The 14,584-nt window shown below is 46.0% G+C and carries 12 protein-coding genes; 5 read left to right on the top strand and 7 right to left on the bottom strand.

All coding sequences use genetic code 11. From position 1 onward, the window contains the following. Nucleotides 1-3: 3 nt before the first annotated feature. From lpoB to hinT, 4 genes are all read right to left on the bottom strand, one after another. Nucleotides 4-594, bottom strand: a complete 591-nt coding sequence (gene lpoB / locus AKJ31_RS06815) for a penicillin-binding protein activator LpoB (RefSeq protein ID WP_053408354.1) — start codon at nucleotides 592-594, stop codon at nucleotides 4-6. A gap of 66 nt (nucleotides 595-660) precedes the next feature. Further along, nucleotides 661-1,050, bottom strand: coding sequence for a YcfL family putative periplasmic lipoprotein (locus AKJ31_RS06810; protein WP_053408353.1), 390 nt, complete (start codon nucleotides 1,048-1,050; stop codon nucleotides 661-663). After that, complete coding sequence (locus tag AKJ31_RS06805) at nucleotides 1,047-2,441, bottom strand: COG3014 family protein (RefSeq protein WP_053408352.1); 1,395 nt, start codon at nucleotides 2,439-2,441, stop codon at nucleotides 1,047-1,049. Before AKJ31_RS06805 ends, AKJ31_RS06810 begins: the two co-directional genes overlap by 4 nt. A 99-nt stretch (nucleotides 2,442-2,540) precedes the next feature. Beyond that, on the bottom strand, nucleotides 2,541-2,891 hold the full coding sequence (gene hinT, locus AKJ31_RS06800) for a purine nucleoside phosphoramidase (RefSeq protein WP_053408351.1): 351 nt from the start codon (nucleotides 2,889-2,891) through the stop codon (nucleotides 2,541-2,543). Between the two features lie 226 nt (nucleotides 2,892-3,117). Here hinT and AKJ31_RS06795 point away from each other — a divergent pair, with 226 nt between their 5' ends. Beyond that, nucleotides 3,118-5,109 (top strand): HAMP domain-containing methyl-accepting chemotaxis protein, encoded by a 1,992-nt coding sequence (locus AKJ31_RS06795; RefSeq protein ID WP_053408350.1) that lies wholly within the window; start codon nucleotides 3,118-3,120, stop codon nucleotides 5,107-5,109. Nucleotides 5,110-5,244: 135 nt separating this feature from the next. Continuing rightward, a complete protein-coding gene (locus AKJ31_RS06790; RefSeq protein ID WP_053408349.1) occupies nucleotides 5,245-6,417 on the top strand; it encodes a DUF1887 family protein in 1,173 nt (390 codons plus the stop codon). Nucleotides 6,418-6,483: 66 nt separating this feature from the next. Here the strand turns inward: AKJ31_RS06790 and fadR are convergent, their stop codons facing one another. Next, the gene (fadR, locus tag AKJ31_RS06785) at nucleotides 6,484-7,323 is read right to left on the bottom strand and encodes a fatty acid metabolism transcriptional regulator FadR (protein ID WP_053408348.1); all 840 of its coding nucleotides are present in this window, start codon (nucleotides 7,321-7,323) and stop codon (nucleotides 6,484-6,486) included. A 689-nt stretch (nucleotides 7,324-8,012) separates the two neighbouring features. Here fadR and nhaB point away from each other — a divergent pair. Both nhaB and dsbB read left to right on the top strand, forming a co-directional pair. Next, nucleotides 8,013-9,602, top strand: coding sequence for a Na(+)/H(+) antiporter NhaB (gene nhaB / locus AKJ31_RS06780; RefSeq protein ID WP_053408347.1), 1,590 nt, complete (start codon nucleotides 8,013-8,015; stop codon nucleotides 9,600-9,602). Between the two features lie 94 nt (nucleotides 9,603-9,696). Next, nucleotides 9,697-10,215 (top strand): disulfide bond formation protein DsbB, encoded by a 519-nt coding sequence (gene dsbB / locus AKJ31_RS06775; RefSeq protein WP_053408346.1) that lies wholly within the window; start codon nucleotides 9,697-9,699, stop codon nucleotides 10,213-10,215. Between the two features lie 72 nt (nucleotides 10,216-10,287). Here the strand turns inward: dsbB and AKJ31_RS06770 are convergent, their stop codons facing one another. Then, nucleotides 10,288-13,263, bottom strand: coding sequence for a DNA translocase FtsK (locus AKJ31_RS06770; RefSeq protein ID WP_053408345.1), 2,976 nt, complete (start codon nucleotides 13,261-13,263; stop codon nucleotides 10,288-10,290). 135 nt (nucleotides 13,264-13,398) lie between these two features. Next, nucleotides 13,399-13,893, bottom strand: coding sequence for a leucine-responsive transcriptional regulator Lrp (lrp, locus tag AKJ31_RS06765; protein ID WP_004414493.1), 495 nt, complete (start codon nucleotides 13,891-13,893; stop codon nucleotides 13,399-13,401). 168 nt (nucleotides 13,894-14,061) lie between these two features. Between lrp and AKJ31_RS06760 the strand changes: the two genes are divergently transcribed. Next, on the top strand, nucleotides 14,062-14,584 hold a 523-nt coding region (locus AKJ31_RS06760), incomplete at its 3' end, for an alanine dehydrogenase (protein ID WP_425425078.1).

Below are 14,584 nucleotides of genomic sequence, written 5' to 3'. Positions count from 1 at the left end.
GGATTACAAGCCTAGAAGGCTTTTTGACTCTTGCTTACGGATTTCTGTTTCATCTGCCCACTCGATCAGGCCAGACTCTAAGTCCATAAGACGCATGGTCATTTTGTAGTACACGTCTTTGTCGCTACCTGCGTTTTTCGCGATACTCGATAGGTTGCCGTATAGCATGTACTGTGCACCAACCATTTTACCAAACTGAATCGCATTGCTTTGGTTCACTAGTTGATCGTTATTCTGGAAGTTTAGCTGTTCACGCACCGCTTCTACGCGGTCCATATCAACAAAGCGGAACTTACCAGAATTCAGCATTTTAGTGCTGATTGTGTCGGTAATTGACTCAGTATCGATGTGCTCGCTGGTTTTGTTTTTGATACGCTCAACAAACACGATTGGACGAGAGTTACGAGTAATCGCTGCGACTGAGCCAGACATCATCATGCTATCGACCATGTCTCCGGCAATCTTTTGCAAGTCTGTTGAACCGAAATCGATCGTTGTCGTTTCCACTGCTTGGGCATCACCATAGCTTACTTTATTCGAACAACCGCCTAAGATGACAGCTAAGCCAAGGAGTGCAATAACACTTTTTTTCATTCTTGGATCCTCAAGATTTTCTTGAATTTTTACTCTATGACTAAAGAAACAACTCTTTAGTTCGGATTAATTATCGTTTTCGCGAATTTGTACACGGAACTGAGTGCCTTTTGGATTCACCGATACTTCAGAAATAACGATGGTTTCCATGCCTCTCACGATAGCCTGACGCCAAGGACCTAGCTGAGTATTCACTTCTAGACCTTCATCGTCGTACCAGTAAAAGCGGTATTGGATGGCTTGGTCACCTTTATACTGGCTCTCAAGTCTAACGATGCCACGCGCACGTCCGTCAACATCGCTCGTCGATATATCGTCAATCTTCAAACGGCCGGCAAGGACGTTGTCACCAAACAAAACGGTTTGTGTCGCGCCATCAATGCGCAATCCAGCGGTATTGTCCGCACAACCCAATAGCGTTAATGCGGTCAAAGCCGCGATAGCCCATTTTTTCATCGGATATTTCCTAATTGTTTATGCCAAAGTGTAGCATTATCGCCTTGGCGAGAAACCCAAACCAACACTGTGTCACCAGCATTAACATTAAAATCAATGCGTTTGTCACCCACCGACAAAGATTGCTGTCCTGCATCCACCACAACACTGCTACTGCGGATTTCACCTGGGAGTGTCAACCAACTGCGAGTATCTGGTTGCTCAGTCAGAACGTTCCAGACATTGAAAATCAAGTTACCAACATCGTCTTCTTTTGCGGCTTGGCGTCTGAGTTGATCTTTTGCCCACACACGTAGCGCTTGGCGGATGATAATACTCGGTAGACGTTCAGACAGATCCTTTTGGGCCATCAGGTTAACATCCGTCAACAAGTCACTTGAGATGCTTTGCTGATTAACCAGCAATGGCGTGAAGCTCGGTTTACTTACACTCGGGTAATAAGGCAATGAAATAGAATACCAAACGCCTTGCCCCCGACTGTCAAACAGCGGCAAAGCTTGTTTCCAGCCTTGCATACTCTGCACTACACCTTGTTCTTGAAGAACAATAACGCGTGCTTGGTTAGGTTCGAGTCGTTTAACTTTGCCATAACGCTTTTCAAGTAGACGCAGATCCTCACTCATCCCCAAGCGCTGAGCAACACGCTTAGTACCGTCAATTACCTGTTGGTTGTCAGGCATTACCGCGAGCGCACGACGATAGTCAACATACGCACTGTTTAAATCGTTATCAGCTTCATACAGCAACGCGGACAAATACATCAAATAACCGTTCTGAACGGCTTTAAGCGTATCTCCGGCGTCAGGGTACTGCGATAAGATACTGCCAAGGTTAGGAGATAAGCCTTGCTCCTGCATATCTTCTTGTGCTGACTCGAGTTCCTTTTCGCGATCTTTCTTTGCCCTTTCTTGAACTTGATTGGCACGGCGCATTTCTACCAACGCCCCTTCTAGGTCATTGCCTTGAAGATAGTTCAAACAGAGGTAAAGATGGAGAAAGCCGAGTTCATAGTCAGCGGGCTGGTAGATATTCAGGTTATCGTTGACTGCTAAGGCGCTTAAACTGGTCGCGGAATCTGAGACTGAAATGGTCGCTTTATCTTGTTGCTCACGGACAGCCGCATCACTCAACTGAAATGCATTTTGACTTTGCTCATACTGCCCACTCAGCAAGTGAACTCGACCTTTTTCAAAGTTATCGAGTATCGGTCCAGCAATGTCTTCTGGGAGGGATTCTTCCGCTTGTTGGTACTGTCCGCTCTGAACAGCTTGGTAAAGCTCCTGATTTTGCGCACTGTAGTGGCTAAATAAATTGCCAGCAGAAAAGTTGGCGCATGCAGAAAGATATAAGGAGCTAACAACAATGAATGCGAGTTGAACGTTTTTACGCACCTCGTACCCCGGGAATCTGAATAAATAAGTAATAATGATGGCTATTAGTGGTTTGAGTCGAAGAAAAGTTCCACCGACTCAAACATTTATCTTTGCTTGTTAGCTCATCAACATCGGGCCTAGAGGACGGCCGCCAACAAGGTGCATGTGAATATGGTAAACCTCTTGGCCACCGTGAGAGTTGCAGTTAACGATTAGGCGATAGCCGTCTTCATCAATACCCTCTTCTTTCGCCAGTTTACGCGCGACCACAAACATGCGTCCCATCAGCGCTTCATCTTCGTCCGCAATGTCATTCACTGTCGGAATGAGTTTATTCGGAATGATCAAGATGTGGCTTGGCGCACGAGGGTTAATATCACGAAACGCCGTCACCATATCATCCTGGTAAACAACATCTGCAGGAATTTCTTTGCGAATAATTTTACTGAAAATGGTTTCTTCGGTCATGAAGCGCTCCGTCATCTTATCTTTAAAAATTGTCTCAACTGCCGAGTATGCGCCAAGCTGTACAAAATAACCAACTAAAAACAATCGTTAAGTTTAAATATTGGCATTTACAGCAAGTCGTACGCTTTGTTTTTGCGCTGTGAGTCGTAAAAGCCTCCAGTCACTATCAATACATTACTCTTTTTTTGTTATTTTTTGCCAATAATTATGTCTCAGGGAGAGGTCTATGAAAGGCTCTGTCATACGGCGAATGTACGCTGGTTTTGCATTGATCTTAGTAATGTTTATTGTCACCACAATCGTTACCACACGTGGTATGCAACTGATTCACGACAACTTCGAGAGTGTCTCTAACCGTTCTTTACCACTAGTTTCTCAATCCAATCACACCAGCGTTTCTCTCCTTTCTGCGGACAAACTCTTTAAAGACTTTTTAACTACACAAAGTTTCGAGCGTATGGACGAGCTTTCTGCACATTTTGCCGATGCCCAAGCCAACTATCACCAAGCCCTCGCTGACTTAGAACAAGCCACCTATTCGATTGAAGAGCTTGAACAACAAATCGCCCAGCTTAAAGAAAAGGAAACCAGCTATTTCGAAGAAGCAAACAAAGCGATGGAAAACTACCGCGCAATGTTTGAAGCACAGGCCGAAGTGCAGCAATCGACGCGACGTTTCCAGCGTTTACATGCAGAGCTAAGTAGCGGCATGAAAGATTATGTTGACGAGCAGAGCAAAATCTCCGTTAAAGTGATGGCAGAAAGCTACTTCATTAAGCTAAAAGATGCAGAGGTGATCACGTCAGACGCCCTGGCTAGCAGCAATCTTGAGTTTGTCGCCAAAGCCGTCACCAATAACAAAAAAGCAGTTACCCACCTTAACTATGCTTATCGCGGCTTGACAGCACAAATGCCAGAGCTCAAACAAGTCTTTGACCAACCGGTGGAACAGTTTACTGTCGACATCGGCAAAAAAGGCGGCGTATTAGACCAGCACAGCTCTTATCTGCAAGCGAAACAAGCGCTGTATCAGAACATCGCGAATTTGACCGCCGAAGTTGACCAAACCATGGCGATATTAAACTCATTCAGCGACGTCGCAGAACAAGGACTACACGCCTCCTTATTGGAAGCGGGTGAGGTTTATCAACAAGGCGTTATGACATCAGTCATTATTGGTGGCGTAGTCGTTGCGCTCGCTCTTGGTATTGGCTATCACATTGCCCATAGTGTACGTGAACCTTTGACCCGCATTCTGAAAACGTTGGAATATCTGACCGAAGGTGACATGACTCATCGGATCGATATTCGCTACAACAACGAATTCAGCCGCGTCAGTGGACACATCAATACCCTCGCAGATAGCCTGCACAACATTTTGGTCAAACTTAACGATGCGTCAGACAACCTGACGAAAACCGCTGATTCCAACCAGAGCACTTCATCACAGGCACAAGAGCAACTAAGCCAACAAAGGGAACAAACCGCGACGGTGGCCACTGCGATGACAGAAATGTCTCATTCAGTACAAGAAGTCGCGCAGAATGCACAGAGCTCGCAGCATATGGTCGAGCAAGTTGAAGTGGCATCGGAATCCGGTCGACAAATCATGAGCACCAACATCTCGACCATCAATCAATTGGAAACTCGGTTGTTGCAGTCGGTGGACGCAGTGAAAGACCTGCAAAGCATGAGCAGTAAAATTGGTTCGATTCTCGATGTTATCCGTAATATTGCAGAGCAGACCAATCTACTGGCGTTGAATGCAGCCATCGAAGCGGCACGCGCGGGTGAACAAGGAAGAGGATTTGCAGTGGTTGCCGATGAAGTACGAGTGCTGGCGCAAAGAACCACGTCGTCTACTAGCGAAATCGAAAACATGATCAGTAGTTTGCAATCAAGCTCATCGTCGGCAAGCCAAGTGATTCAAAGTTGTATGGCTGAAATGGAGCAATCGGTCGAGCAAGCTTCCAACGCCAATAGTGCTATGGAAGAGATTCAAGCGCTGATTATTGAGATCAGCCGTATGAGTGGACAAATATCCCAAGCGGCGACGGAGCAAAGCGCAACGTCGGGCGATATCGCGCGCAATATTGAAGAGATCAACCTGATTGCTGAGCAGAACTACCAAGCGATGGCACAGATTGCTAAAACCAGCACCGACTTAACTATTCTTGCCAACCAGCAAGGCGAGTTGGTTCATCAATTCAAGTTATAACAACAACTAAACTTATGCCAAGGGCGACTAATTTTGTTAGTTGCCCTTGTTTTTTATAACCCATGACATTATATGGGTAATAGGCTTGCCCGTTTTCTGTCACACTTTTTTGCAAGCCATACTTGAGGAACAGTTATGGCAATTCATGTTGGCATCATAGACAAAGACCCAATTCGCTTGGTAACCCCGCTCTTAGACAATCGGACGATCAGCAATCACATCGTTTTCATCGGTGTAAAAGCTCAAGAAGAAATTTACACCCGCCTTCACAACGTATTAGCAAAACGCCAAATCACGTCCGAGTTTTTCGAAATCCCAAACGTTGCCAATCCGACCAAAATAAAACAAAGCATTTGTGCTCTCGCCAAAGACCTAAAACAGCGTGCTGAAGACGTTAAGTTAAACGCAAGCTGCGGTTTGCGTCATCGCCTGCTTTCCGTTTACGAAATTTTCCGCAGCTATCATTGGCCAATCTTTGTTGTCGAGCCAAGCAGCGACCGCTTGTGCTGGCTCTACCCAGACGGCAAAGAAGACACACAAGTTCAAGACCGCATCACTATTGATGACTACCTGACGATATTCGGTGCGCGTGGTGAGTTCAGCGAGCACGAGATCTCCCCCCAACTCGACCAACAGCTTTATGAACTTGGCGAGCGCTGGGCAAGCAACGCACTGGAACTCGGTCCAGGTTTAGCCACGCTCAACTACTTAGCCACCACCTGTCGCAAAGAGCAGAAGCTTGATGTTGAACTCACAGAGAAACAGCAAGGCTATCGTGAGCTCAATATGCTGATCACCGATTTAGTGGATACTGGCATTGCGACTTATGAAAACGGCATCTTAACCTTTGCTAACGAAGATGCGCGCCGTTTCTCGAATGGCGAATGGTTAGAAACGTTAGTTCACAGTACTGTGCGTCAAATTCAAAAAACCATGCCGACGATTCAAGACCGATCGCTGAATGTGCAGGTTTATCGACAACTGGGCGAGCGCGAAGTACGTAACGAGCTTGATGTCGCCTCTGTGGTTAACAACAAGCTGCACATTATTGAGTGTAAAACCAAAGGGATGCGCGATGACGGCGATGATACCTTGTATAAGCTAGAATCTCTGCGTGACTTGCTCGGTGGCTTACAAGCGCGTGCAATGTTGGTGAGTTTCCGACCGCTTCGTCACAATGACATTACCCGCGCTGAAGACTTAGGTCTTGCTCTTATTGGTCCGGACGAGCTTAAAGACCTTAAGACGCACTTAAGCAACTGGTTCCTTGAAGCCGGTGGTAATGATGACGAATGTGCCGACTGCTAACCTAGTTGGTAAACAATGTCTAAATACAAAAAAACCGCCTTTCGGCGGTTTTTCTTTTAATCCAGATTAGCTGTCGTCTTCCGTAAAGTTCGTCGGCAGGGTCATCTTCATCTTGTTCCAGATTTGGGCACTTTCCATACCGTAGTTACGCACTACGATAAGAATGCGTTCACGGTCACCTGTCTCGCATACATCTAACAGGTCACGATAGAACTTCAGCGCCAAACTACGCGCTTCCGAACTTGAGAAGTAGTAGCTACCAACGCGATCGTACAGTTTTTTCAAACCATTAAAGATCAGACCGTAAATCTGGTTGCCAGAATGGAACGCTAAACGTTGGAACAACATGTAATCGTAGAAATTGAAAGTTTTAGCGACCAAAATCGACTGACGAATCGCTTCGTCTTTTTCGCCGTCATCTTTTACATGTTGTAGAATTTTATCTGCGTAAGCTGAAGACTCCATAAACGCATCCCAAGAGTCAGCGGCGAGCAACGCTTCACAAGACTCGATAACCGTTGAGATGGTTTTCTCAGAGCTTTCTTTGTTTGCTTTAAACGCATAACGCATGAAAATTGGGCTGATATTGGTACGTGCCGCAAGGAGATCTTCTACAATCGAAGTGGCATTTTCAGCGTCAAGAGTCATTAGCGTATCGAGAATATGCAAACCTGACGTTTCCATAAACTGATTCACTCGAGTTGGTTTTCCGTGTTGAATGGTTAACCAGCCGTCACGCGCCAAACGTTGTAGCACTTCGCGCAAAGTTGTTCGTGTTACTCCGATAAGTTCAGAGAGCTCTCTTTCTGCAGGTAAGATGGAACCAGGAGGGAAGCGTCCTTTCCAAATGCTTTCAATAATATACTTTTCCGCAAATCCAGCTGGACTCTTTGCCTTTATGACCATTTATGTCTTGTCCACTATTTGTATTTTTATGGGTCTGTTGCAACTCATCATACCACTAGTTAAGTTATATCGGAAACCAGAACCAAGTAAACTTGCTGTCAAACAACAATTGAGCAATAACTCTAATTGTGAAACGAGCATTTTGCATATTCACATCAATGAATAACCCGATTATTTTCAAGTTTAATAAAAATTTAACACATCAAAGTCCCCGTAATAAAAGGAAAAGTTCACAAAATCTAAGTTTTACTATTTGCAAAAAACTCTTTGATTTCCATTCAGAATATTCACCTATTCTCTGTTATTCTTACACTTCGACTCCGTCACGACACTAAGTGCAGGTTTTAGCAACTATCTCCAGATAGTTACGCCACTCAGATCGCGTTTTTAGACAAAAACGAATGAATATAATTGCCTAGCTCCACTTTATGATTGACTAAATTTTACTGGGGAGTAGAGTGACGACCGAAGTAAGGAGTGCTTGTCTTTCTCAGGGAGTGACTTGGCAAGGCCACATTGCAACCTCTTAATGTTGTTTTTCTAAGTCACTGTTGGATCGGGTTTAATACCCAAAATATCAATAAGAATTGCGCTAAACCGAGAGTGCAGCTTTTGTTTGGTATTGCTCCGATTTATGAAGCAAGCACGTTCAGTGTCGATTCATAACAACTTATAAGAGTATTACGATCATGCCGATTTCACTCGGAAATGCGTTTATTAAGAACTTTCTTGGTAAAGCCCCAGATTGGTACAAAGTTGCCATCATTTCTTTCTTAATCATAAACCCTCTCGTTTTCTTTCTCGTAAATCCATTCGTAGCAGGTTGGCTATTAGTTGCAGAGTTTATTTTTACTTTGGCAATGGCATTAAAATGTTACCCACTACAGCCAGGCGGCTTATTGGCAATCCAAGCAGTTGCTATCGGGATGACGAGTGCAGAGCAAGTCAAACATGAGCTGGTCGCAAACATCGAAGTGCTATTGCTACTAGTATTCATGGTTGCCGGCATCTACTTTATGAAGCAGTTGCTGCTGTTCATTTTCACCAAGATCCTGCTAGGTATCCGCTCAAAATCAATGCTATCTGTTGCATTCTGTTTCGCAGCGGCATTTTTGTCAGCATTCTTAGACGCTCTTACCGTTATTGCGGTCGTAATTAGCGTTGCGGTCGGCTTCTACGCGATTTATCACAAAGTGGCATCAGGTAAAGGCTCAAGCACTGCCCACGACCATACACAAGACGACCACTTGTCTGAGCTTACTCGTGATGACTTAGAAAACTACCGTGCGTTCTTACGCTCTTTGCTAATGCACGCAGGTGTCGGTACTGCACTGGGTGGCGTAATGACCATGGTAGGTGAGCCACAAAACCTGATCATTGCAGACCAAGCGGGTTGGCAATTTGGTGAGTTCATCATTCGCATGCTACCAGTAACACTACCCGTATTTGTCTGTGGTTTGATTACTTGTGTGTTAGTCGAGAAGTTTAGAGTGTTCGGTTACGGCGCACGTCTGCCTGACAACGTTCGTCAGATCTTGGTTGATTTCGACAACGAAGAGCGTAAAAACCGTACTAACCAAGACGTAGCGAAACTTTGGATTCAAGGTTTAATCGCGGTATGGTTGATTGTTGGTCTGGCTCTACACCTTGCTGCGGTTGGTCTTATCGGCCTATCAGTCATCATTTTGGCAACAGCTTTCACTGGCGTTATCGAAGAGCATTCACTGGGTAAAGCGTTTGAAGAAGCACTGCCATTCACTGCCCTACTTGCGGTTTTCTTCTCGATCGTTGCAGTTATCATCGACCAAGAGCTATTTAAGCCAGTTATCGATGCGGTATTGCACGTTGAAGACAAAGGCACCCAGCTCGCACTTTTCTACGTTGCGAACGGCTTACTGTCTATGGTGTCGGATAACGTATTCGTTGGTACGGTTTACATCAACGAAGTGAAAACAGCACTCATTGAAGGCATGATCACCCGCGATCAGTTCGACTTACTTGCTGTCGCTATCAATACTGGTACTAACCTACCTTCAGTTGCAACGCCAAACGGTCAAGCTGCGTTCCTATTCTTGCTAACGTCAGCATTGGCGCCGCTGATCCGCTTGTCATACGGACGCATGGTTATCATGGCACTGCCTTACACTATCGTTTTAGCACTGGTTGGCTTAGCTGGCATCGTCTTCTTAGTCGACCCGATGACAACTTGGTTCTACGATGCAGGTTGGATCTCACACCACGTTGGTGACGCGGTTCAAGCGGTGTCTGGTGGCCACTAACTCCAAATTTTGAAAAGTTTTTATTGCTACTGAAACTTTTACACGATAAAAAGCTCTGATTAGTCAGGGCTTTTTTTATTTTCAGGACACTGTTGTGAATTTACTTTCCACACTCAAAACATTTTCCCAAGGACGTCTTTCTTGGTTCCTTCTTTTAGCGTTCGTCGTGTTCTTTGAAGCGTGCGCGTTGTTTTTCCAGCACGTTTTGATGCTTTCGCCTTGCGTAATGTGTATCTACGAGCGTGTTGCGATGCTGGGAATTGGCGGTGCTGCGTTGATTGGACTGATTGCGCCAAATAACCCAGTATTTCGCTGGTTAGGTTTAGCTGCTTGGGGCGCTAGCGCGTACAAAGGCCTTGCGCTGTCAATGCAGCACGTTGATTACCAGTTTAATCCATCCCCATTTGCGACCTGCGACCTATTCGTTACATTCCCTGATTGGGCACCGCTTAACCAATGGGTTCCGTGGATGTTTGAAGCGTATGGCGATTGCAGTAAGGTAGTTTGGCAATTCTTAACCCTATCAATGCCGCAGTGGTTAGTAGTCATTTTTGCTGCAAACCTTGTTGCTTTAGCGGTAATTGTGATTGCTCAGTTTGCCAAAAACAAATAACTTAGCTCTATTCTAGATACAAAAAAGCGCAGGTCATTCCTGCGCTTTTCTATTTGTCGCAACTGGATTTGATTAGTTCATATCACGACTTGGTGCTGGAGCTAATACCTCACGGTTACCATTATGGCCTGGGGCGCTGACAATGCCTTGTGCTTCCAACTGCTCAACGATACGCGCGGCTCGGTTGTAACCAATCTTGAAGCGGCGCTGAACGCCAGAAACTGAACCACGTCGAGACTGAACGACGTGCTCAACCACTTGGTCAAATAGCGGGTCCATTTCCTCATCACCTTCTGGTTTTTCACCTGGCAGTAATGCTTCTGGACCTTGGTCACCGTGAGTGATCTCATCGATGTAATTTGGCTTACCACGAGCCTTCCAGTTATTCACTACCGCGTGAACATCATCGTCCGAAGCAAACGCACCGTGGACACGGATTGTGTGGCTTGAACCTGGCGGCAAGTAAAGCATATCACCCATACCCAATAGCGATTCAGCACCGCCTTGGTCTAGTATGGTGCGCGAGTCGGTCTTAGTCGACACGGTAAACGCGACACGAGTTGGTATGTTGGCCTTAATCAGACCGGTGATAACGTCAACCGAAGGACGCTGGGTCGCTAGAATTAAGTGGATGCCAGCAGCACGCGCCTTTTGAGCCAGACGAGCGATCAGCTCTTCCACTTTCTTACCAACCACCATCATTAGGTCAGCAAATTCGTCCACCACTACCACAATGTACGGCAGTTTCTCAAGTAGTGGCGGCTGCTCATCCATACTGTCGCCCGGTTGCCAGAGTGGATCGTGGATTGGGTGCCCTGCTTCTGCAGCCATCTTAAGCTTGTCGTTAAAGCCTTTGATGTTTCGCACACCCAGTGCTGACATCAGCTTGTAGCGGCGCTCCATCTCACCCACACACCAACGTAGTGCGTTTGAGGCATCTTTCATGTCGGTAACAACTTCAGACAACAGGTGCGGAATCCCTTCGTAGATTGAAAGCTCAAGCATTTTAGGGTCAATCATGATGAAACGTACATCTTCTGGCGTCGATTTGTACAGCATACTCAGAATCATTACGTTCACACCGACCGACTTACCCGAACCAGTGGTACCTGCCACCAACACGTGTGGCATCTTGGCAAGATCAGCAACCACTGCTTCACCGGCGATGTCTTGACCTAGCACGACGGTGGTTGGCGATTTCGCATCAATGAACTGAGGACTGCCTACCACATCTGAGAAGTACACGGTTTGACGGCTCATATTAGGCAGTTCTAGACCCACATAAGGTTTGCCCGGAATCACCTCTACAACGCGCACCGCCATCGCAGAAAGTGAACGAGCCAAGTCCATAGATAGGCTGGAGATACGGCTTACTTTCACACCTGGTGCAAGATCGAGCTCGAATCGAGTAATGACAGGTCCTGGGAAAATATCCACGACTTCCGCTTTGATTTTGTAATCAGCCAGTTTTGCTTCTACCAGACGCGCGATCTCTTCCAACGCTTCACGGTCGATGAAGTTCTCACGCTTTTCAGGATGGTACAAAAGCTCCAGAGTCGGCATCGGCTCTTTAGGTTTTGGCAGATTCGTCTCTTGTTGCACCAAGAATGGATTTTGCTGCGCGGCGACTTTTGCCTGAGCATCAGAAACAATGTTTTGGAACGCCGCGACATCTTGGTCTTTTGGATCGACTTCTTCAACGTCTGCCATCATAGGTTGTTGATATTCGTCGTCCGCCACGTCAAAGGTGGAGATCACTGGCTCTTGATGGCCTGATTCTGGCTCAATTGACGCCGAAATATCTTCCAATTGCTCGGCTTGCAGCACAGGCTGAGTTACTTCTTCTTCGGCCACTTCTTCAGTGTTGTTCCATGGAAGGTTTTGCTCTGCAGACGCTTGCTGCTGAGATTGTTCGTACTCATAGATTGTCTGGAAGTCTTCATGAGGTTCAACTTGGTTTTCGTCGGCCACTTGCTGTGCAAAGTCATCTTCGCGCTGCGCTGCCGCTTCTAACTCTTCAATCGTCGCACCCAGTTGACGCGTACGCTCTACCTGAGGCTCATGACCATGATTTTGCGTAGGTTGCGGCTTAGTAGGCGTCACAACAGGTTCAGGAGCAATAACTGGTTCAGGTTGAGCTTGAATAGGTTCAGGCTGACGAGGCGGTGTTTGCGTCGATTTGTTTTCAAACACAGGTTCGTCAAAGCTCGGCTCTTCAAAGAGTGGGTCTGCGCTAATAACAGGCTCTTTGCGCGCCTCAGGCATATGAATGTTGAAACGACGTTGCGGCTCGGCAGCGTCTTCCGATATTTCTTTAGCAGCAAACGGAGATTCTTCACGCTCTAGATCATGTGGAGCTGAGTTCGCCATCGCCAGTTGGGCTTCGAGAATTTCTTCTTGTTCACCGCGAATCTTATTCAGCAAAGCAGTGAATGAAGAGATCGCTAGCGCGCCTAGTTTATCGACGATAGTTAGCCATGAAACGCCGGTAAGTAAGGTTAAGCCTGCGCCCCAAAGAAACAACAGTACCAAAGTCGTGCCCAGTACATTGAGTGTTGGCAGAGCGAGACTGGTAAGCACGTCACCAATCACACCACCTGAAGAGAAATACCAGATATCATCAAAATTGATATCGGCAAGGCCGCAGCTAGTCAGAATAAGTACGATTAGACCGAGTAGACGCGTGCCCCAAAGCATCAAATCTAAAGGCTCGTCTTCATCCCGGTTGCGCAAAAATACCCATGCCGTGACCGTGATAATGAACGGGATTGGGTATGCCAAAGAACCAAAGGTAAAAAATAGCGTGTCCGCCAGCCAAGCGCCGACGAGGCCACCAGCGTTTTCGACATCTACCCCCCATGCAGTTTGAGACCATGAAGGATCGGCAGGACTAAAAGTCAGTAGCGCGACAGACAGCAAAATAGAGAGCAGCACAATCACGATCAGTGTGCACTCCTTAAGACGTTGCGGACCTGTCAGGCGAGAAGGCTGAGGCTCTTCCCCTGTTTTGATTATTGTTTCAACTTTACTTCTGTTCTCTTTGAACATAACCAACTTATCTTTGTAGCGGAAAAAAATAGCCCGAGCAGCTATGCTACTCGGACTATCGATTTAACCATATAAGGGCCTAAAACCCAATTGCCTAAAGTCAGAATATCGAAAGGTATTCAGACTTATACGCAATTATCGAGTTTTGATAACCAACTGGTTCGTTTGCTTAACTTCTTCCATTACCACGTAGGTACGTGTGTCGTTTACACCCGGAAGACGTAGCAGTGTGTCGCCTAACAGTTTACGGTACGCACTCATATCTGATACTCGCGTTTTCAACAAGTAGTCAAAGTCGCCCGATACTAAGTGACACTCTTGAATATCATCTAGTTTCTGAACTGCAGTATTAAACTGCTCAAACACGTCTGGCGCACCACGATTTAAAGTGATTTCAACGAAAACGAGTAGTGATGCATCAAGGTATTGTGGGTTCAGCAACGCTGTGTACCCAGTAATGTAACCTTGTCGCTCGAGACGGCGAACACGTTCTAGACATGGTGTAGGAGAAAGACCTACACGCTTAGACAGTTCTACGTTTGATATGCGACCGTCTTTCTGCAATTCATTAAGAATATTGCGATCGATACGGTCTAGATCCTTGGACGGCTTCTTATTGTTGTCTGCCATTTTTTATTCCACCTTGTTACTTCCTTGCAAAAAAATATACTACAATTTTTTAATATTTAGTATCAAATATTATTACATCCTGTCTATACTAGACGTTAATTCGAAGATTTACCCTACACTTAGTTATTCAAACCAGATTTCACAACCAAAATAGAATAAGGAGTCAGGATGATCATAGGCGTACCTAAAGAGATCAAGAACCACGAGTACCGCGTAGGCATGATCCCAGCAAGCGTTCGCGAGCTAGTGTCTAAAGGCCACCAAGTTTTTGTTGAAACCAATGCCGGCGTAGGTATTGGTTTTTCAGACGACGATTACATCGCTGTAGGCGCATCCATTCTTCCTACTGCTGCAGAGGTTTTCGCAACAGCTGAGATGATTGTCAAAGTCAAAGAACCTCAAGCCGTTGAGCGTGCCATGCTCCGCGAGGGGCAAATTTTATTTACATATTTGCACCTAGCACCAGATTTTCCACAAACTGAAGAGCTAATCAAGAGCAAAGCTGTCTGCATAGCATATGAAACTGTAACAGATAATATGGGTCGTTTGCCACTACTAGCTCCAATGTCTGAAGTCGCAGGACGCATGTCTATTCAAGCTGGTGCACAAACCTTGGAGAAATCTCACGGTGGTTGTGGACTTCTTCTTGGCGGCGTTCCAGGCGTTGAACCAGCTAAAGTTGTCGTCATCG

Source organism: Vibrio hepatarius (genome assembly GCF_001274785.1).
In the GTDB taxonomy this organism is placed as follows: Bacteria; Pseudomonadota; Gammaproteobacteria; order Enterobacterales; family Vibrionaceae; genus Vibrio; species Vibrio hepatarius.
The sequence above is the reverse complement of the archived record's forward strand: the minus strand, read 5'-3'. Positions and strand labels throughout refer to the sequence as shown.